This window comes from Fructobacillus tropaeoli (genome assembly GCF_016860625.1).
Taxonomy (GTDB): Bacteria; Bacillota; Bacilli; order Lactobacillales; family Lactobacillaceae; genus Fructobacillus; species Fructobacillus tropaeoli.
The window spans coordinates 233,181-252,887 of record NZ_BOJU01000004.1; the positions used below are offsets into that span (position 1 = coordinate 233,181).

Genomic DNA, 19,707 nt, shown 5'->3' on the forward strand with positions numbered 1-19,707 from the left:
TCAAGTGCCACCTAAATTTTTACTAAATAAGGAAATCAATTGCTATGAACCTTTCGTTACAAACAATTGCACAAGCAACTAAAGGAAGTCTGCAAGGACCAGCCGAACAGACTGTGACGGGTGTCGCCTTCGATTCTCGCCAGGTGAAAGCCGGTGACCTGTTTGTCGCCTTAGTTGGTGACCAAGATGGTCATGATTATATTGATCAGGCACTCAAAAACGGTGCCACCGGTGTTCTAGCACAGACACAACATGTCATCGATGGGGCTGTACCAGCGGTGGTTGTTGACGATACTTTGGTAGGCTTGCAGGAATTAGCGAAATTTCACCTGCAAACGATTCAGCCAAAGGTCGTTGCCATTACTGGTTCGAATGGCAAAACGACAACTAAGGATATGGTTGCCGCGATTTTGGCCACGAAGTATCAGACTTTCAAGACACCAGCCAATTTTAATAACGAAATTGGTTTGCCGGTGACTATTTTGACGATGCCAGAGACAACTGAGGTCTTGGTCTTGGAGATGGGCATGGACCGTCCGGGTCAGCTGACGGCTTTGTCGACGCTGGCTCAAAATGATTTGGCCGTTATTACCATGATTGGTGAGGCCCATCTTGAATTCTTTAAGACACGAGCCAACATTGCCAGAGCCAAGTTGGAAATTATTGCTGGTCTGAAGCCAGGTGGGGAATTGTTGATTCCAAAAGATGAACCACTCTTGCAGGATGCAGAAGGTTTGCCAGCCAATACGGTTAGTTTTGGACCGGAACCAAAGGACTGTGTTGAAACGCTGCAGGAAACAAAATTTAGCGATCAGGGTCAAGAATTTGCAATTCCGCTCCTGGGCCGTTATAATGTTAGGAATGCCTTGGCGGCAATTCGTGTTGGCCAAGCTTTCGATTTGGACCTCCAAACGATTGCTTCAGCCTTGAAAAATTTTGCGTTAACGAAAAACCGCACCCAGTTGCTGACGGCAGCTAATGGGGCAATGGTCATTTCGGATGTTTATAACGCCAACCCAACGGCGACCAAGGAAGTTTTGGCGGCGTTGGCAAAGGATCATACTGAAAATTTGGTCTTAGTTCTCGGTGATATGCTTGAACTTGGTGAAGCAGCACCGGCTCTTCACGCTGGCTTAAAGGAAGCTGTTTTGCAGTCACAACCAAAGGCGGTTTACCTAGTCGGTCCTTTGATGGTGGAAAACCTAGGAACAGTTTTGAAAGAAACGTTGCCATCTGATCAGGTTCACTTATATCAAACTGACCAGTTAGAAGCACTCATGACTGATTTGACAAAAGACCTTGATTCAAATGACTGTATCTTCTTGAAGGCCAGTCATGGCATCCATTTGGAGAAGGTGGTGGACCATTTGGTCGCTAATCAAGGCAAGCAGGGAGGTATCCATGCTTAAACGGGTCGATCTTTTCCCAGAAAAAGTAAAATCACTATGGTTTAGGGACCATTGGCTGGCTTTGTCAACGATTACCTTGATTATTCTTTTTATTGGGGGAGCAATTGGCTTAGCAAAGTTAACCAAAGCTAGTCCACAAGCGATTTTGACTGAACAAAAAATATTTTCGGCTGATAATGTCAAAAATTTAAAAAAGGACCTTAGTCCGCAAAATCAGACCGCTGAAGAAATTGATCAAAAATTAAAGAGTGAAAATTTCACCGGAACAGCCCTAGTCATCAAGGATGGCAAAATCATTTTGAACCAGGGTTATGGCTTTGCTAATTATAGTAAGCAGGTGCACAATAATGCCCAAACGGTTTATCATATTGCGTCTTCTGCTAAATTTTTGACAGCTGTTTTAGTCGGTCAGGCAGTTTCTGAAAAGAAGCTTTCCTATGACGACCATCTCAGCCAGTTTTATCCAAACATTGCTAATGCTGATCAGATTTCGATTCGAGATTTGTTGACGATGACCTCTTCGTTGCAGCAAAAGTTGCAACCAACGACTTTTACGTCTGATCAAGATAACGCTCAATTCTCGGCTGATAATACGGAGAATACCGGAGCGGCCATTGGTTCTGGGGCTGGTTGGTCTTATCAGCCAGTTAATTACCGGTTATTGGCTGGTATTTTAATGAAGATTTCGGGTCAGTCCTTTGACAAAATGGTTAAAGACTACTATAACAAGCAGTACAAGCTCGGTATTGACGATTATGCACAGTTTGCAGAGGATAATCAGGCTGCCTTGGGTTATCAAAAAGATACTACTAGCCCAACTGGTGTCACCAAGGTTGAAAATGAGCGAGAAACCGGAACAGGAAACCTCGCGATGTCAGCTGGTATGCTTTACCGAGCCTATTGGCTCTTCTTCCATGGTGATTTCTTTCAGAACCCAATGGACCTCTTGGTTCAGCACTTGCCGGCCCACTATGTCTCTGGTCTTTATCGTTATGGCAACGTTTATACCTCTCATGGGATTTTTAACGGTTTTGAGCCATCCGTTGTTTTGGGCAAGAACAGCCAAGATGCTGTGATTCTATTGGCAAATCAGTACTACCATGGCCACAGTTTTGAGGGCCTCTCACATGACCTATACGAGAAGCTAACGGGAACGAAGTTTCCTTCCTAAACACTAGTCAGCCCAGCTAGACTATAAACTGCTTGGCGTATTTTTGACGTGCTGGTGGCACGTTATGATGGAAACGACTCAGTGATGAGTCAGGGCGCGCTGAACCAGTGCGCAAAAAGGAGATAATTTTGAAGTTTAATGAACTCGGCTTGTCACAAGCCATTTTGCAGTCAATCGAAGCCCACGGCTACGTTGAAGCAACCCCCATTCAAGAAAAGACAATTCCTTTGACCTTAGCAGGTAAGGATGTTATCGGCCAGGCCCAAACAGGAACTGGTAAGACAGCCGCTTTTGGTCTGCCAATCTTGGAAAACATCGACTTGAATGACCAAAACATCCAAGCCGTTATCATCTCACCTACACGAGAATTAGCAATCCAAACTGCCGAAGAATTGAAGAAGCTTGGTTCTGACAAATCAGTTAACGTCCAAGTTGTCTTCGGTGGTGCCGATATCCGCCCACAAATTAAGGGCTTGAAGTCACACCCACAAATTTTAGTTGGAACTCCTGGTCGTTTGTTAGACCATATTAACCGTAAGACTGCCAAGCTTGGCGGTGTTAAGACATTGGTTTTGGATGAAGCCGATGAAATGTTAAACATGGGCTTCTTGGATGACATTGAAGCCATCATCGCTCAGGTGCCTGACCACCGTCAGACACTGTTGTTCTCTGCAACAATGCCTGAAGCTATCAAGCGAATCGGGATGAAGTTTATGACGGATCCTGAATACATCCAAATCAAGGCCAAGCAATTGACGACTGATTTGGTTGACCAATACTTCATTCGCGTTCGTCACGAAGAAAAGTTTGATGCCTTGACTCGAACAATCGATATCCAAGAACCATTCTTGGGCATTGTCTTTGGTCGGACAAAGCGTCGAGTTGAAGAATTGGCTCGTGGTTTGGAAGCTCGTGGTTACCGTGCCGCTGGTTTGCACGGTGATTTGACGCAACAAATGCGTTCACGTGTCTTGGACCAATTTAAGGCCCATGAAATCAATCTTTTGGTTGCAACCGATGTTGCGGCCCGTGGTTTGGATGTTAAGGACGTGAGTCACGTTTATAACTTCGATATTCCACAAGATCCAGAATCATATGTTCACCGTATCGGTCGTACTGGTCGTGCCGGTGCTGAAGGTGTTTCAGTAACCCTAGTTGCACCAAACGAAATGGATTACTTGCGTGCCGTTGAAGAATTGACGAAGAAGCGCATGACGCCATTGCAACCAGCAACTTTGAAGGAAGCTCGGATTGGTCGGATTAATGGTGCCATTGATACCGCAGCCGCAACTATTAAGGGCTTGAACCCAGCTGAATTGCAAGACCAAGTTAACCAAATGACGTCACAATTCACAGCCGAACAATTGGCCGCCGGTTTGTTGGCTGCCGTGGCTGGCTTGGATAAGCAAAACGCACCAGTTGTTTTGTCACGCGAACGTCCTTTGCCTCGTCGCAAGGGTGGTTCATCATCACGTCGTGGTGGCTATCGTGGTGGCAATCGTCGTTCAAATGGTAACGGTGGTGGCTACCGAGGTAATGGCGGCGGTCGTCGTAATGGTAATGGTGGCGGCTACCGTGGTGGTAACCGTTCACATTCTGAAAATCGCGATAACCGTGGTGGACACCAAGGTGGTGGCAACCGTCGTCGCCGTGACTTTACCGTCCGCGAAAAAGACTAAATTAGATACACTACAAATTGAGCGGATTTGTCGCTTAAAAAAGTGTAAAACCGTCTGTAATCAGGCGGTTTTTTTGTCCCTATCTCGTTATAATGAGTATTAGAACTATAGTTGGGAGAACCGTTAGTGAAGAGAATTGAAGAGGCCTTGGCCTATATTCACGGTCGGCCAAAGGCTGGCAAAAAAGATAGCTTCACCCGTTTAGACGCCTTGATGACGGTTTTGGGTCATCCCGAAGACCGTCTGGCAGAAACCATTCACATTACTGGTACGAACGGGAAGGGGTCCGTTGCGACTATGGTGACGGCGGTCGCTAAAGAAGTCGGCCTGCGTGTTGGGACCTTTACGTCACCATTTATGACCGACTTTCGAGAACGTTTTCAAATCAATGGGGAATTAATCACACCGGCTGACCTGATTTTGTATACCAATAAGGTGAAGGAAGCAACCGACCGGGTGGAGCAGGCATCTTCTGGCCAACTGACGCCAACCGAATTTGAAGTGGTGACGGCCATTATGTTTTTGTACTTTGCTGACCAAGACCTTGATTTGGCTGTGATCGAGGTAGGGATTGGTGGTCGCTTTGATTCTACCAATATTTTAAAGACGACCAAGGTTGCCGTGGTGACGACTGTGGCTTTAGACCATCAGGCAATGCTAGGTGACACCGTTGCAGCGATCGCTGGTCAAAAAGCCGGCATTATCAAGCCGGGTTCAAAGACGGTGATTGGGCCAGGTGTCACAGCTGAGGCCAAAGAGGTGATTGAGGCCCAGGCCAAAGAGGTGGGCAGTCCGGTACTGGTGGCGCAGGTTGGTTCCTTCCATTCGGCATTGTCCGGTAGTTTTCAGGCTGATAACACGGCGACTGCGGTGTTAGCACTGAAAACTTGGCGTCCCAATTTGCAAGATGAGGTGATTCAGGCCGGCTTGGACCAGGCCTTTTTGGCCGGGCGCTTTGAACAAATTCAGCCAAAGATTTACTTAGATGGTGCTCATAACCAGGCTGGTATTCAGGCCCTGCACCGGTCAATTAAGGAAAATTTGGCTGGCCCCGTGACAGTTATTATTGGCTCTTTGGCCGATAAAAATGTTGATTTAGCTTTCTTGGAACTTGAAAAAGACCCGCAGATTACGTTGGCCTTGGTGCCATTTGAGGGTGTTGCCGGCCGCCCTGGCCTACAAAAAGACCAGGTGGACTTAGCAAATCAGGACCTGATTTGGTACGATTCATTGGACCAGGCCCTCAGTGAAAATCAGGAGAAAACCGTTGTGATTACAGGGTCTTTGTACTTTATTAGTGATGTTAGGAGAGAATTATGCCAGAAAAAGTCTTAAGCCCTCGGCTCATTTTGAGTATTTTGGCAATTGCCTTACTTGGCTTTACGGATATTATGTTGGAGACGGCTTTAAACGTTTCCTTTCCAGCCTTGATGAAGCAATTGCATGTTGATTCAGCGACGGTTCAGTGGTTGACCTCCGGGGTCATCTTATTGACGTCGATGATTGTCATTATGTCGCCTTGGTTGAAGGCCCGCTTTAGTAACCGGTCTCAGTTTATGGTGGCCGGGGTAGTGTCATTGATTGGAATTTTCATCGATGCCACTTCTAACCAATTTGGTCTCATCCTTTTTGGCCGCCTCCTGCAAGGTGTTGGAGCCGGCGTTGGCTTGCCCCTCATGAACAACGTCGTTTTTGAACAGGTTCCCGACAATCGCCGGGGAACGATGATTGGTTTAGCTTCCTTAATTGTTTCTTTTTCGCCGGCCTTGGGCCCAGCCTTTGGTGGCTTCTTAACGGCTTATTATGGTTGGCACATGATTTTCTGGGTGGTTTTGCCAATCCAGCTCTTTGCCCTAATCGTTGGTTGGTTCACCATTCAGCAAATTGATCCGCTTAAGAAAGCCCGCTTTGATTTGATTGGCTGGTTATTGTTGTCTTGCTTCTTTGTTGGTGGCTTAATCACGGTCGATCGTTTGTCTGGTCACGGTCTGTTTAACATTTTGAGCTTAACGGCTTTAGCAGTGATGTTGGTTGGAATCTTCGGGTACTATTTCTATGCTCAAAAAGAAGAGGAACCACTGCTTTCACCAAAGATGTTTGCACTGCCAATGTTTCGCCAGGCGGTCCTAGCGGCCGTCTTAATTCAGGTCGTTAACTTGACCTTTAACTATGCAATCCCAATGGGGTTGCAGCTGGTTTTGAAGCAGAGTTCAAGCGTTGCTGGTTTGTCACTTTTCCCTGGTGCCATTGGTTTTGCAATCATGTCCATCATCTCTGGAAACTTGTATGACCGCTTTGGCCCTAAGTTGCCTAATGCGATTGGTCTAGGATTCATTGTTCTTGGCATGGTCTGGATTGTCTTGGTACCATTTACCGTCTGGTCGATGACGATTGCCTTTGTGATTACCCAGTTGGGTGGTGGTTTTTGGTTTGGAAACAATATGACCAATGCCATTTCACACCTAGACCGAGTCTTTCATAGTGCTGGTAACTCGATTTTTTCAGCAGTTAATAATTATTCAGCCGCTGTTGGAATCGCCTTGGCTGCCTCGATTATTTCTATTTTCCAAAAGGGTGCAACGAATTTGTCTGCTGCAACTTTGAATGGTATTCAGTGGACTTATCGCTTTGATGTGATTCTGATTGCCTTGGCTGTTTACTTGTCGTTGAAGGTCATGAAAGATGCTGGTGATGGTCCAATGGTCATTAAGGACTAAAGACTCTTTTCTTTTTTGATGATTTTAACCTGATTTTTTCGTCTGATTGCATGAAGGAGAATTGCAATATGATGAAAAATCAGGTTTTTAATTTTTACGAGGCGATTGGCGAGGATGGCCAAAAGAATAGTGAAATTTTTCAGCTGTATTTTCCCGAAAAATATCTTTTTTGGGAACTCGATTATGAGACAAAGGCTGATTTTATCGCTGAAAATCCGGGACCGAACCGGGCCTTGTTGATTGCGATGCACTTAGGAGTAACCTTTGCATCCGAACGTCGACCAATCTTACTTTCTGCCCGGCATTCCAACATGGTTGGCGCTTTTGCAAAGGAAAAATTAGGACCGTTAAAGCAGGAACAACTGTTTTTGGCCCTCTTAAATACGCAATTAGACGTGATTGGTTGGGAAGTCGTCTTTGTTGGCACCTTAACCGAAGTGGCTGCTTCACCGCGTGAGATCTTCCAACGAGCCTTGTTGGCCAATGCCTATGCCATCATCATTGCTCATAACCATCCGTCAGGAAACTTACGACCTTCGGTTCAAGACAAACAGTTTACCAAACGACTATACTGTTTGGGGCAGGACCTAAACTTGCCACTCCTTGATGCCTTTATCGTGACCAAGGATGGCTATTGGTCGATGCAAGAAAATGGCCAATTACTGGGTGGTGAAATTGATGAAGCCACTGATTTTGTTTAGAAATTTCTTTCTTTCGCTCTCATGGTAAACCAGTAAAAATGGTAAAATATTGTTAGTAATAGCACGAGAGAGGATCGAAAGATGACTGCAAAAATTGTGATGATTGGTGGGGGATCGGGATTACCCGTCATCATTCGCCCATTAATCCAACACGATGTCGATTTGACGGCAATCGTAACGGTTGCTGATGATGGTGGCTCTTCTGGTTTATTGCGTGACTACGTGAACATTATTCCACCTGGGGATATTCGCAATATCTTAGTAGCCATGTCTGAAGGGGACCAGGAACTATTAGACCTTTTCCAGTACCGCTTTAAAACGAATGATGCTTTTTTGGCTAAACATGCAGTTGGTAATTTACTGATTGCGGCTTTAACGGAAATGACCGGTGATATTTCGGAAGCGATTGCCCGTTTAGCCCATTATTTAAAAATTAAGGGCCATGTCTTTCCTGTAGCGAAACAGCCACTGATTTTACATGCCAAAACGAAAAGTGGTCAATTTTTGGAGGGCGAGGCAGCCATTACGGCTGCTCACCAGTCTTTGGACCATGTTTGGGTAGAGCCAAATGACGAAGGTGAAGAAATTGTCGCCAGTCCGGAAGCCATTGCAGCTATTTTGGATGCTGATTTAATTGTCTTTGGACCGGGATCACTCTTTACATCGATTTTACCGAATGTTGTGGTGCCAGGTATTAAAGAGGCCTTGCAAGAAACGAAGGCTAAGCAGGTTTACATTGCCAACATTATGACCCAAAAAGGGGAAACGGATTCCTATACTGATGCCGAACACTTAGCGGTCCTAAATCGCCATTTAGGGCAAAACTTGATTGATTATGTTTTAACGAATGATCAAGAGGTACCAGCAGATTTCGTTGACTACCAAAAGTGGGGCGAAATTTCCAAACAAGTGGTTCAAGACCCAGAAAAAATCAGACAAGCTGGGGCTAAGAGTATTTCTAAAGACTTCTTGGCCCTGCGTGATGCCGGGGCCTTTCATGATGGCGACAAGGTTGCCGATGTGTTAGTTTCACTGACAGAGGAGTAAGATGTCGTACGCAGCAGAAGTAAAAAAAGAATTAACCGGGCGAACGGTTTCAGACGATGCTGCCAAATCAGAATTGGCTGCGCTTTTACAAATGAATGGCGCTTCGAGTTGGGGGATTGAGCAGGAAGTCCGGGTTCAAACTGAAAATCCGGCTATTGCTCGTCGTATTTATACTTTGATTAAGCAGATTTATCCAACAGCAGTGGTGGAAGTTCAGGTTAATCAGCGGGCCGCTTTATCTGACCGTAAAAAGCTTTTAGTTGTTTTACAAAGTCAGGTTGAGCAAATTTTAAAAGAGCTGGGCGTTGATCCATTGGGAATTGACCAGGAAGTACCGGCTTGGTTATTGAACAGCCAAAAAAAGCAGCAAGCCTTTTTGCGAGGAGCTTTTTTGGCCGCTGGTTCGGTAAACTCACCGGAGAAGGCCAATTACCATTTGGAAATCTACACTGGTCATGAGGAGTTAGCTGAGCAACTGGTGGCATTGATGACAAACTTTGACCTGCAGGTCAAGGTGACTCCCCGGCATTCTGGTTACATTGTTTATATGAAGCGAGCTGAGAAAATTGTTGATTTTCTAAAACTAATTGGTGCTGTACAAACCATGCTTCATTTTGCCGATATCCGAATTGCTCGCGATACCCGGAACTCGGTCAATCGGATGAATAACGCCGATGTCGCCAACATGCAGCGCACGGCTGTTGCAGCCAATAGCCAAGTCCAAGCCATTTTGACCATCCAAAAAGAAATTGGTGACCTTGATGAGTTACCAGCTAAGTTAGCTGATTTTGCCAGAGCTCGACTCGACCATCCTGATGGTTCCTTGGCTGAAATCGGCGATATTTTGGAGATTTCCAAATCAGGAGCAAACCACCGCATGCGTAAATTAGCGAAATTAGCTGATTTAATTCAATCTGGTGGTGACTTTGATTTGGACAACATTTAATTTGAAATCATTCGCCTTTATTTTAGTTTCTTGATAAAGTGCGTTACAATTATATTCTAAGAACACTACAAAGGAGTATTGCTATGTGGCCAGGAGTAATTGAACAAACCGCTAATGGGCGTGAATCCTATGACTTGCCTTCCCGTTTACTAAAGGACCGAATTATTTTGGTTCAAGGTGAGGTTGAGGATAGCATGGCAACATCGATTGTTGCCCAGCTACTCTTCTTGGAAGCCCAAGATCCTGAAAAAGAAATTGCAATGTATATTAACTCACCAGGTGGTTCTGTGACCGCTGGTTTGTCGATTACAGACACGATGAACTTCATCAAGGCCCCCGTGACAACGATTGTCATGGGATTGGCTGCTTCCATGGGAACCATCATTGCCGCCTCTGGTGAAAAGGGGCACCGCTTTATGTTGCCAAACGCCGAATACCTAATCCACCAACCAATGGGTGGGGCAGCCGGTGGTACACAGCAAACTGATATGGCCATTATTGCCGACCAGTTGACTAAGACGCGTAACAAGTTGAACAAGATTTTAGCCGATGGTTCTGGTAAGAGCTTGGATGAAATTGCACACGATACAGAACGTGACTTCTGGATGTCTGCCGAAGAAACCTTAGAATACGGTTTGATTGATGGTATCATGGAAAAGGCTGGCGAAAAGCCAATTACTTTGAAAAAATAAGTAATTTAACCAGATTTTTTGACTAATTTTAGTGTATAATATTGTTAGAAAGTTAATTTGGAGGACGAAAATGAAAATTTTTGCTTACGGAATTCGTGATGATGAAAAGCCAGCTTTGGAAGATTGGGAAAAGAAGAACCCAGATGTAACGGTTGGTTACACGCAAGAATTGTTGACGCCCGAAACTGCTCAATTGGCTAAGGGGTCAGATTCAGCTGTTGTTTACCAACAATTGGACTACACAAAGGAATCTTTGACTGCCTTGGCTGAAGTTGGGGTAACAAACTTGTCTTTGCGTAACGTTGGAACTGACAACATTGATTTCGATGCTGCCAAGGAATTGGGCTTCAACGTTTCAAACGTCCCAGTTTATTCACCAAACGCCATTGCAGAACATTCGATGATTCAATTGTCTCGTTTGCTTCGTCGTACGAAGCCAATGGACGCTAAGGTTGCTAAGCATGACTTGCGTTGGGCACCAACTATCGGTCGTGAAATGCGTATGCAAACTGTTGGTGTTATCGGTACTGGTAACATCGGTCGTAAGGCAATCAATATCTTGAAGGGCTTCGGCGCTAAGGTTATTGCTTACGACAAGTTCCCAAACAAGGAATTGCAAGAAGAAGGATTGTACGTTGATTCATTGGATGACTTGTATGCACAAGCTGATGCCATTTCATTGTACGTTCCTGGTGTTCCTGAAAACCATCATTTGATTAACAAGGACAGCATCGCTAAGATGAAGGACGGCGTTGTCTTGGTTAACGTTTCTCGTGGAAACTTGATGGACATCGATGATGTTATCGATGGTTTGAACTCAGGTAAGATTTCCGACTTTGCCATGGATGTTTATGAAGAAGAAGTTGGCTTGTTCAACGAAGACTGGTCAGGTAAGGAATTCCCTGATCCAAAGATTGCGGACTTGATTGCTCGCGACAATGTCTTGGTTACGCCACATATCGCCTTCTATACTACTAAGGCCGTTGACGAAATGGTTCACCAATCATTTGATGCCGCTGTTGCTTTTGCTAAGGGCGAAACACCAGCCATCGCTGTTAAGTTTTAATTGATTTTAAAAAGCTAGGAATAATTGTTCCTAGCTTTTTTATTTGTTTGCCATTTCAGTCGATTAAAAAATTAGCGCTGAGATTCCTTTTTTAGTTTGAAGAGCGATTATCAAGGGGTTTATAGGAGCTAAATTAGATTTTTATAATTGGGCAATTTAGTTGACCTTTTACTTAAAAGAGCGTATTATACTTTTAGCGATAAATAACTCGATTAATGGAGGTCGAAATGAAAGTTTTTGCTTATGGAATTCGTGATGACGAAGTACCAGCTTTGAAAAGCTGGCAAGAAGAAAACCCCACTGTTGAGGTTGATTACACGAACGAAGTGTTGACCGCTGATACAGTTGCCCTGGCTAAGGGAGCTAATTCTGTTGTCACTTTGCAGCTCGACCCTTATGGGGCAGATGTCTTAGAAGGTTTGGCTGATTTAGGCATCAAGAACCTATCCCTACGTAATGTCGGAACGGAAACAATTGATTTTGAAGCTGCTAAGCGTTTAGGCTTTAATCTTTCAAACGTTCCTGTTTATTCACCAAATGCCATCGCCGAACATGCGATGATTCAATTGTCTCGTTTGCTTCGCCGCACGAAGCCAATGGATGCAAAGGTTGCTAAGCATGATTTGCGCTGGGCGCCAACAATTGGTCGTGAAGTCCGGATGCAAACTGTTGGTGTTATCGGTACTGGTAACATTGGTCGTAAGGCCATTAACATCTTGAAGGGCTTCGGTGCTAAAGTCATTGCCTATGATAAGTTCCCAAACAAGGAGTTGCAAGAAGAAGGATTGTACGTTGACACCTTGGATGAGCTCTTTGCTCAAGCCGATGCCATTTCATTGCATGTGCCAGGTGTTCCTGAAAACGTTCACTTAGTTAATGAAGAAAGTCTTGCTAAGATGAAGGATGGCGTTGTGATTGTCAATACATCACGGGGTAACCTAATCGATACGGATGCTGCGATTGCTGCTTTGGATTCTGGTAAGATTTCTGATTTAGCCTTGGATGTTTACGAGGGCGAAGTTGGTATCTTTGAACATGATTGGTCGCATGAAAAGTTGCCTGATGAAAAATTGGCCGACTTGATTGCTCGTGATAACGTCTTAATCACGCCGCACGTTGCTTTTTACACAACAAAGGCAATCCATGAGATGGTTTACCAATCAATGAGTGCTGCACTAGCTTTTGCGAATGGTCAAACACCAGATAACGCTTTAGAATATTAAGAATTTTAGCTCAAATTAGGAATAGTTTGAGCTTTTTTTGTGCACAAAATTCTGTAAAATCCGAACTTTGATGATATAGTTATGAATTTCACGTTATATTTTTGCGATTTATAAGTGAAATAATAATGATTATAAACAAGTGAAAGTCTATTAAATTGGGGCAATGGGCACAAAAATTCCTGTAATGGACTTCACAATTTCAAAAAGACCTGTTATACTATTTTATGCAATATAAAAACTTCACAATTATAAGACGTGAAGCGGAGGAAAAATATGACAACAGCAGAACAATTTTCCGGTAAAACGCCATTGGGCGTGAAGGACTTCTTCTTTAAGGTTCTTTCCGGGTCCGCCCAAGGAATCTTAATCGGTGTGCTACCATCAGCCGTGATGAAGTACATCATTCAATTCTCAGGTCTGGGTAAAACAACCCTTGGGGCTGATTACTCAGCAATTTTGACACTTTTTACATCAATGATTCCATTCCTAATCGGAATGGCCGTGGCGATGAACTTCAAGATGAAGGCTCTTGACACGGGCGTTGTAGCACTGGCAACAGTTGCTGCTTCAAACTCAATTCAATGGGCAATGGTTAAGGCTGGTACGGTACAACCCGTTTCTGGTAAGACATTGGCTGTTCCAACGCGTCTCTTTGTTGCTAACGGCGCTGGTGATGTGATCAATGCGATGTTGGTAGCTGGTCTAGCTGTTTTGGCTATCTGGCTGGTTGACCGTTATCTGGCCGGTTTTGGCTCAGTGGCGATTATCTTGTCACCAATTATCGTTGCTGGTGGCGTTGGTTTGTTTGGTAAGGTAATTGCACCTTATGTCGCTCGGATTACAACTTGGATTGGGGATATGGTGGAAGTTTTCACGAAATTAGCCCCATTACCAATGGCTATCTTGATTGGAATGGCTTTTGCCGTCATCATTATCACACCAATTTCAACAGTTGGAATTGCCTTGGCCATTAACTTGCACGGAATGGCTTCCGGTGCAGCAGCCATGGGTGTTGTTGCAACAACAATTATCTTGCTTTTGAACTCATGGAAGGTCAATAAGAAGGGAACAACGGTTGCCATCTTCTTAGGAGCGATGAAGGGAATGATGCCTTCAATCTTTAAGAAGCCTGTGATGATTTTGTCCTTCATGTTTGCGGGTGCATTATCAAGTATCGCAGTGGCACTCTTTGACATCCAAGGAACGCCAACAACGGCCGGTTTCGGTTATATTGGTTTGGTTTCACCATTGCAATCAATGATTAAGGATGCTGCCGTACCAAGTTCAGTCATGAATAACTTTATCTCACCAGTTGTTGCACTATTAGCCTGGGTAGTTATTCCTGTCGTGGTAGGTTTGTTGACTCAATTTATTTTCGTCAAAGTTTTGCACCTTTTCGAACCAGAAGACTTGAAACAAGAACTTTAAAATAAATATGAAATTGGACCGCAAGGTCCTTTTTTTCTTGCCTTTTGAGAAGACCTTAGTTAGAATATTATGGTATCTTTTTTCAATCTTTCGGCAAATATAAAGAAATAAAATCACATAAAAAGCTGACAATGTTCGGCTTTTTTATTATATTAAATTGATTATGAGAAAATATAGTCAGAATGTCCGAAGATATGCTAGAATAGAAATGTTGAATTTTCATCTAAATTGGAGGGCCACTCATGGCAGAAGAAGAAAAGTTGAACAGAGGATTTGGCCTCTGGTCATCGTTAGCATTAGTGATCGGAACCATCATCGGTTCTGGGATTTTCTTTAAGCAGGGATCCGTCCTGCAAACCGCAGGTGACACGAATACTGCCCTTTGGGCCTGGTTGGCGGGAGGAATCCTGACCTTGACCGCCGGCATGACGGTAGCCGAAGTTGGCTCACAAATGGCCGAAACGGGTGGCATCTATTCTTACTTAACTCATCTATACGGTAAAACAACCGGTTATTTGGCTGGTTGGATGCAGGTGATTTTTTACGGCCCAGCGATGATGGGGGCAATCTCTGCTTACTTTGGTGTTTTATTTGTTTCTCTGTTTGGTTTAAAGAGTGTGTGGTCGTTGCCTGCCGGTATGGTGGCCCTCGCTCTGGTTGGTTTATTAAATTCGATTCCAAATCATTTTTCCGCTGGGTTCCAGGTCTTAACAACTGTGATTAAGATGTTGCCGATTATCGCTTTGATTATTTTCGGCCTTTTCTTTGGAAAGCACGATGCCTTAGGTCAGATGGTGACGACGATGTCGCACTCAAGTGCTGGTGGTTTTGGAGTCGCTGTTTTGGCTACGCTTTTTGCCTATGATGGCTGGGTGACATTAGCAAACATCTCTGGTGAAATCAGAAACCCACAAAAAGTCTTGCCAAAGGCAATCATTACCGGAATCTTGATTGTGATTGTCGCCTATATGGGTATTTCTTACGGGGCCTATCGTTCATTAACTGCTAATGAAATTGTTGCTTTGGGGGAAAACACCACATTGAAGATGGCCACAAATGCCTTTGGTTACTGGGGTGGCCGTGTTCTTTCGGTCGCTGTTTTGGTTTCATTAATCGGTACGTTAAACGGCAAGGTTGTCTCGTTTCCACGGATTTTGTATGTGATGGCTAAAAAAGGAGACTTTCCTTTTGCTAAAACTTTTGCTAAAATCAACCACAAGTCCAAGACGCCGAATGCCGCAATTTGGTTAATGGTTGCCATTGCCTACTTAATGATGGCCTTGACGGACCCTGATCAATTATCGGATTACGCGATCTTCGTGACTTTCTTGTTCTATATCCTGGTCTTTATTGGTGCCTTTAAGTTGCGCCGACAAGATCCAAAGGGGCTGAAAAGAACTTTCTCAATGCCGTTGTACCCTGTTATTCCCATTGTGGCTATCTTGGGTTCACTCTACGTTGAGATTTCTGAAATTATTAACGATTTGCATGGAATCGGAATTTCGGTTATCATAGTTCTAGCTGGTTTGCCACTTTACTGGTGGTTGAATCGAAAGAAATGACACTTAGATAAACGCGAATTTCTCGAAATCGAGTAGTTCTGATACAAAACATCCTGTGTTTGTATATTTTCCTGACGAACGTTACGGAAGCGTTATCTGTTTTAATATTCTCGTAATATTGATTGGGGAAAATAATAACCATGATGTTTAATAAAGTTTTACTTACAAGTATGGCCGTAGCCGGTTTAGCACTGACTGCCGCCAACACACAATTTAATAAAGGAAAATCAACCTCTGACCAAGCGGTCAAGGTTACTGACTCAGTGAACACCAAGAAGGTTTCTACTGCCGTTTCATCTGTTGATAATCTCAAGAGCTTGGAAAATACTGCAGCTAGCCAGACTGTTGCTTCATCTGATGATGACACTGCCAGTGCATCTGACGATACATCCAACAGTCAAAGCCAAGTGACTTCGTTGTCTGCAACGACAACTCAGGCAGCGCAAGCTACGCCTGTGGCCACTTCAACTGCTGCCCAAGCTTCATCGACAAGCACGGCAGCTGCATCAACTTCTTCCGTATCAACAGCAACGACATCAGCAGCTGCAACAACTTCAACAGCCTCTGGTGACATTAACTGGTTGATTTCTCGTGAATCAGGCGGAAACGTGAATGCACAAAACGGACAATTCTATGGTATCGGACAATTGTCTCCTGCGGCCTATGCAACTTATGTACCTGGCCAAAACTACCAAGGTAATTATGCCGTTCAATTACAGGCTATGCAGGCTTATATTGCTGCCCGCTATGGTTCTGTAGCAAATGCTATTAGTCACTTCCAAAGTAATGGTTGGTACTAAGCTATAAAAATCGGAAAACAAAAGGGCCCCGTTAAGGGGTCCTTTTTTGCTCGAAGAAAGGCCTAATCGTGTATAATAGGGACTAAGGAAATAAAAAAGGAAGACAGATATGCCCCTTAATTTTTTAAAGCCCACCTATACGGTTGAGTCCGTCTATAACTTATCGGTGGCGGAGTTAAAAGACCAAGGCGTAAAAGCCGTATTAACAGACTTAGATAATACGTTGCTGGCTTGGAATAACCCCAATGGGACACCTGAATTGCATGCTTGGTTAAAAGAACTTAAAGCAGCCGGGATTGAGGTTGTCGTCGTTTCAAATAACACCTGGGATCGAGTCGAGAAGGCTGTTTCTGGTTTGGATGTTGACTATGTTGCCTGGTCCTTGAAGCCGTTGCCGCGTGGCATTTTGAAGGTACTCAAAAAGCAGGGCTTGCAAAAAGAAGATGTGTTGATGGTTGGTGATCAGATGCTAACCGATGTTTGGGCGGCTCACTTGGCTGGCGTTAAATCTGTTTTGGTCAAGCAATTGGTCGAATCAGACATGTGGCAAACTTGGTTCAACCGGTCACTTGAAAAGTTAGCTAAAAAACTGATTTATAGCCAAAAGCAACCGCTAATCTGGCACGCAACTTTCAAGGAAGCTGTTTCTGCTAGGGAAAATGATAAAAATTGATGACAGAAAAAGAATTTGAGCAAGAACAAGTGCAAACGATTGCAACCGATGAAGAAGTCCAGGAAGCTTTAGCTGAGGGATTATACTGCATTGGTTGTGGCGCTAAAATGCAAATTGATCATAAGGAAGAAGCTGGTTTTTTGCCACTTTCCGCTTTAAAGAAGCAACTGATGGCCGAAGAGTTACTGTGCCAACGTTGCTTCCGTTTGCGCCATTATAACGAAATTCAACCTGTTGAATTAACGGATGATGACTTTGCTAATTTGCTTCACCAGGTTTCTAAGACGAAGTCTTTGATTGTCTACGTTTTGGATTTGTTTGATTTTTCAGGGTCAACAATCCCTGGCCTACCACGCTTTGTTGGCCAAGAGAATCCAATTTTGGTCCTTGCCAACAAGGTGGATTTGTTGCCTAAGTCCTTAAAGGAACATAAGTTAAAGAATTGGGTCCAAGGACAGTTAAAGGAACAGGGCATTAACCCCGTTGGGATTGAACTTGTTTCTGCTGCCCATCCAAAAAATTTGGATCAAATTTTAGATAAAATTGATACACTGCGCGATGGCCGTGACGTTTACGTCGTTGGAACAACCAATGTTGGTAAATCAACCTTGATTAATCAAATTATTAAGTCAAAAACAGGTGTTCAAGAGTTAATCACGACTTCACGCTTCCCAGGAACGACCTTGGATCAAATTGCGATTCCATTGGACGATGGCCAATCTTTGATTGATACACCCGGGATTATTAAAAAGGATCAGTACGCCCATTGGGTGACTGATAAAGATTTAAAGTATGTTTTGCCAAAGGCTGAGATTAAATCCCGGACTTATCAATTAAATCCGGATCAAACACTTTTCTTCGGAGCTCTAGCGCGCTTTGATTTGGTAACTGGTCCTGCAGACGGAGCAAAAGCGGCTGTTACGGCTTACTTTGAAAATAATCTGATGATTCATCGCACGAAACGTCAGGGTGCAGATGATTTCTATGCAAAGCACAAAGGGCAATTATTGACACCAGCACCAGCTGATGAAAATGTTGACTTCGCTAAATACGAATTTAAAATTAACGAAAAGACGGACTTGGTCTATGCTGGTTTGGGCTTTATTACCCTGCCAGCTGGGATTCACGTCCAGGCCTATGCTCCTAAGGGAGTCGGGGTCTTCTTACGAAAGGCAATGATTTAATGCAAAATTTAACTGGAAAACAAAAACGCTACCTGCGGTCACAGGCGAACGGGTTAACACCGATTTTCTCTGTTGGGAAAGCCGGAGCTAACCAGGAATGGTTGGCAGAGGTCAAAAAGGCGTTGGCTAAGCGTGAGTTGATTAAGGTCAACTTGCAACAAGGAAGTGACTGGTCAGCCAAGGACTTGGCTGCCTTTATTGAAGAAGAATCAACGGTGACGGTTGCTCAGGTAATTGGAAAGACCTTGGTCTTGTATGAACCAGCAACGGATGCCAAATATGTGAAGTATTCAGTTGAAGTGGAAAAGATTCGTTAGACAGAGGACTTTTCCACTAAATTTTGTGAAGAGGGGGAACAGATGACAGCTTTTGAAGAAGAGTTGCATGCAGTTGAAAAAAAGGTTTCGGCCCAGCTTTCAGATGGCCGGTTCCAACATTGCTTACGCGTTTCAGACTATGCCCGTAAGTTGGCTCAAGAAAATGGTGTTGATGAGAACCAAGCGGCATTGGCCGGTTTGGTCCACGACTACGCCAAAGAACGGCCAGCTGAGGACTTTTTAGCAGCAATTGACCGTTTTCACTTGGATCCTGATTTGAAAAACTGGAGCCGAGCTATTTGGCACGGTGTTGTTGGGACAGAAATGATTCAAGATGAACTGGGGATTGATGACCCAGCCATCCTAGATGCAGTTCGGTTGCACACAACTGGAGACGGTGTTGAGATGCCGACTTTAGCGAAGATTGTTTTCATGGCCGATTACTTGGAAACTGGTCGTGATTTTCCCGGTGTCAAAGAGGCCCGAGAAATCACGGATAAGTCCTTGGACCGGGGTGTGTTTTATCAATTACAGCACACCCTCTCGTTTTTGGCCGAGAATGGTAACGTGATCTATCCCAAGACCTTCACCAGTTATAATGACTGGGCTCGTCATTTTGCAGAATAAGAAGGAGTTTACATGACAACCATCAATTCAAAGGATTTGTTGCAAACAGTCGTTTCCGCCATTGATAGCAAGCACGGTGATCGCATCACCGCCTTAGATATGCAAAAGGTATCCTTGCTGGCTGACTACTTTGTGATTGCATCGGCGGGTTCTAGCCGCCAGGTGCAAGCGATTGTCCGTGAAGTCAAGGAAGAAGTCCAAAAGGCCGGGGGACAGGTACTCAATATTGAGGGCTACGACCGTGCCGAATGGGTTTCATTAGACCTCGGTGATATTATCGTCCATGTTTTTGATGAAGAGTCTCGTGATTTCTACCATCTGGACCGCCTTTGGTTCGATGCTGAAAATGTCGACTTAACGAATTACCTCGCAGAAGAAGTATATTAATCAATCAGTAAGATATCTGGCTGGGGGTTGGTCTTTGATGGACTGGCCACCAGCCAATGTTGTTTAAGTGAGAAAAAG

The 19,707-nt window shown here is 44.2% G+C and carries 19 protein-coding genes; all 19 read left to right on the forward strand.

The features are described from left to right. Positions 1-44: 44 nt before the first annotated feature. On the forward strand, positions 45-1,409 hold the full coding sequence (locus FT12353_RS06780; protein ID WP_203619225.1) for a UDP-N-acetylmuramoyl-tripeptide--D-alanyl-D-alanine ligase: 1,365 nt from the start codon (positions 45-47) through the stop codon (positions 1,407-1,409). Further along, positions 1,402-2,580, forward strand: coding sequence for a serine hydrolase domain-containing protein (locus tag FT12353_RS06785; protein WP_059393963.1), 1,179 nt, complete (start codon positions 1,402-1,404; stop codon positions 2,578-2,580). The genes FT12353_RS06780 and FT12353_RS06785 overlap by 8 nt, the downstream gene beginning before the upstream one ends. A 128-nt stretch (positions 2,581-2,708) precedes the next feature. Further along, positions 2,709-4,259: a degradosome RNA helicase CshA gene (cshA, locus tag FT12353_RS06790; RefSeq protein ID WP_059393962.1), complete on the forward strand. Its 1,551-nt coding sequence runs from the start codon at positions 2,709-2,711 to the stop codon at positions 4,257-4,259. Positions 4,260-4,385: 126 nt separating this feature from the next. Beyond that, positions 4,386-5,594: a bifunctional folylpolyglutamate synthase/dihydrofolate synthase gene (locus FT12353_RS06795; RefSeq protein WP_059393961.1), complete on the forward strand. Its 1,209-nt coding sequence runs from the start codon at positions 4,386-4,388 to the stop codon at positions 5,592-5,594. Then, the gene (locus FT12353_RS06800) at positions 5,576-6,976 is read left to right on the forward strand and encodes an MFS transporter (RefSeq protein ID WP_047974292.1); all 1,401 of its coding nucleotides are present in this window, start codon (positions 5,576-5,578) and stop codon (positions 6,974-6,976) included. The genes FT12353_RS06795 and FT12353_RS06800 overlap by 19 nt, the downstream gene beginning before the upstream one ends. Before the next feature lie 68 nt (positions 6,977-7,044). Continuing rightward, complete coding sequence (locus FT12353_RS06805) at positions 7,045-7,677, forward strand: JAB domain-containing protein (RefSeq protein WP_047974293.1); 633 nt, start codon at positions 7,045-7,047, stop codon at positions 7,675-7,677. A gap of 81 nt (positions 7,678-7,758) precedes the next feature. Next, positions 7,759-8,724, forward strand: coding sequence for a gluconeogenesis factor YvcK family protein (locus FT12353_RS06810; RefSeq protein ID WP_059393960.1), 966 nt, complete (start codon positions 7,759-7,761; stop codon positions 8,722-8,724). Position 8,725: 1 nt separating this feature from the next. After that, entirely contained in the window at positions 8,726-9,670 is a 945-nt protein-coding gene (whiA, locus tag FT12353_RS06815; protein WP_059393959.1) for a DNA-binding protein WhiA, read from the forward strand. A gap of 83 nt (positions 9,671-9,753) precedes the next feature. Continuing rightward, the gene (locus FT12353_RS06820) at positions 9,754-10,362 is read left to right on the forward strand and encodes an ATP-dependent Clp protease proteolytic subunit (protein WP_047974296.1); all 609 of its coding nucleotides are present in this window, start codon (positions 9,754-9,756) and stop codon (positions 10,360-10,362) included. A gap of 70 nt (positions 10,363-10,432) precedes the next feature. Beyond that, positions 10,433-11,428, forward strand: coding sequence for a D-2-hydroxyacid dehydrogenase (locus FT12353_RS06825; protein WP_059393958.1), 996 nt, complete (start codon positions 10,433-10,435; stop codon positions 11,426-11,428). A 227-nt stretch (positions 11,429-11,655) separates the two neighbouring features. Then, on the forward strand, positions 11,656-12,651 hold the full coding sequence (locus tag FT12353_RS06830; RefSeq protein WP_059393957.1) for a D-2-hydroxyacid dehydrogenase: 996 nt from the start codon (positions 11,656-11,658) through the stop codon (positions 12,649-12,651). Between the two features lie 273 nt (positions 12,652-12,924). Next, entirely contained in the window at positions 12,925-14,079 is a 1,155-nt protein-coding gene (locus FT12353_RS06835) for a PTS sugar transporter subunit IIC (RefSeq protein ID WP_168779089.1), read from the forward strand. A 242-nt stretch (positions 14,080-14,321) separates the two neighbouring features. Next, complete coding sequence (locus FT12353_RS06840; protein ID WP_059393956.1) at positions 14,322-15,641, forward strand: APC family permease; 1,320 nt, start codon at positions 14,322-14,324, stop codon at positions 15,639-15,641. 143 nt (positions 15,642-15,784) lie between these two features. Beyond that, entirely contained in the window at positions 15,785-16,441 is a 657-nt protein-coding gene (locus FT12353_RS06845) for an aggregation-promoting factor C-terminal-like domain-containing protein (protein WP_083994444.1), read from the forward strand. Positions 16,442-16,550: 109 nt separating this feature from the next. Then, positions 16,551-17,114 (forward strand): YqeG family HAD IIIA-type phosphatase, encoded by a 564-nt coding sequence (locus tag FT12353_RS06850; protein WP_059393954.1) that lies wholly within the window; start codon positions 16,551-16,553, stop codon positions 17,112-17,114. Between the two features lie 29 nt (positions 17,115-17,143). Beyond that, on the forward strand, positions 17,144-18,298 hold the full coding sequence (gene yqeH, locus FT12353_RS06855; protein ID WP_059394008.1) for a ribosome biogenesis GTPase YqeH: 1,155 nt from the start codon (positions 17,144-17,146) through the stop codon (positions 18,296-18,298). After that, a complete protein-coding gene (gene yhbY, locus FT12353_RS06860) occupies positions 18,298-18,615 on the forward strand; it encodes a ribosome assembly RNA-binding protein YhbY (RefSeq protein WP_047974300.1) in 318 nt (105 codons plus the stop codon). The genes yqeH and yhbY overlap by 1 nt, the downstream gene beginning before the upstream one ends. Positions 18,616-18,657: 42 nt before the next feature. Beyond that, positions 18,658-19,242 carry a bis(5'-nucleosyl)-tetraphosphatase (symmetrical) YqeK gene (yqeK, locus tag FT12353_RS06865; RefSeq protein ID WP_203619226.1) on the forward strand — a complete coding sequence of 195 codons (585 nt, stop codon included), beginning with the start codon at positions 18,658-18,660 and terminating at the stop codon, positions 19,240-19,242. 12 nt (positions 19,243-19,254) lie between these two features. Continuing rightward, positions 19,255-19,629 (forward strand): ribosome silencing factor, encoded by a 375-nt coding sequence (rsfS, locus tag FT12353_RS06870; protein ID WP_047974302.1) that lies wholly within the window; start codon positions 19,255-19,257, stop codon positions 19,627-19,629. The last annotated feature ends 78 nt before the right edge of the window (positions 19,630-19,707 follow it).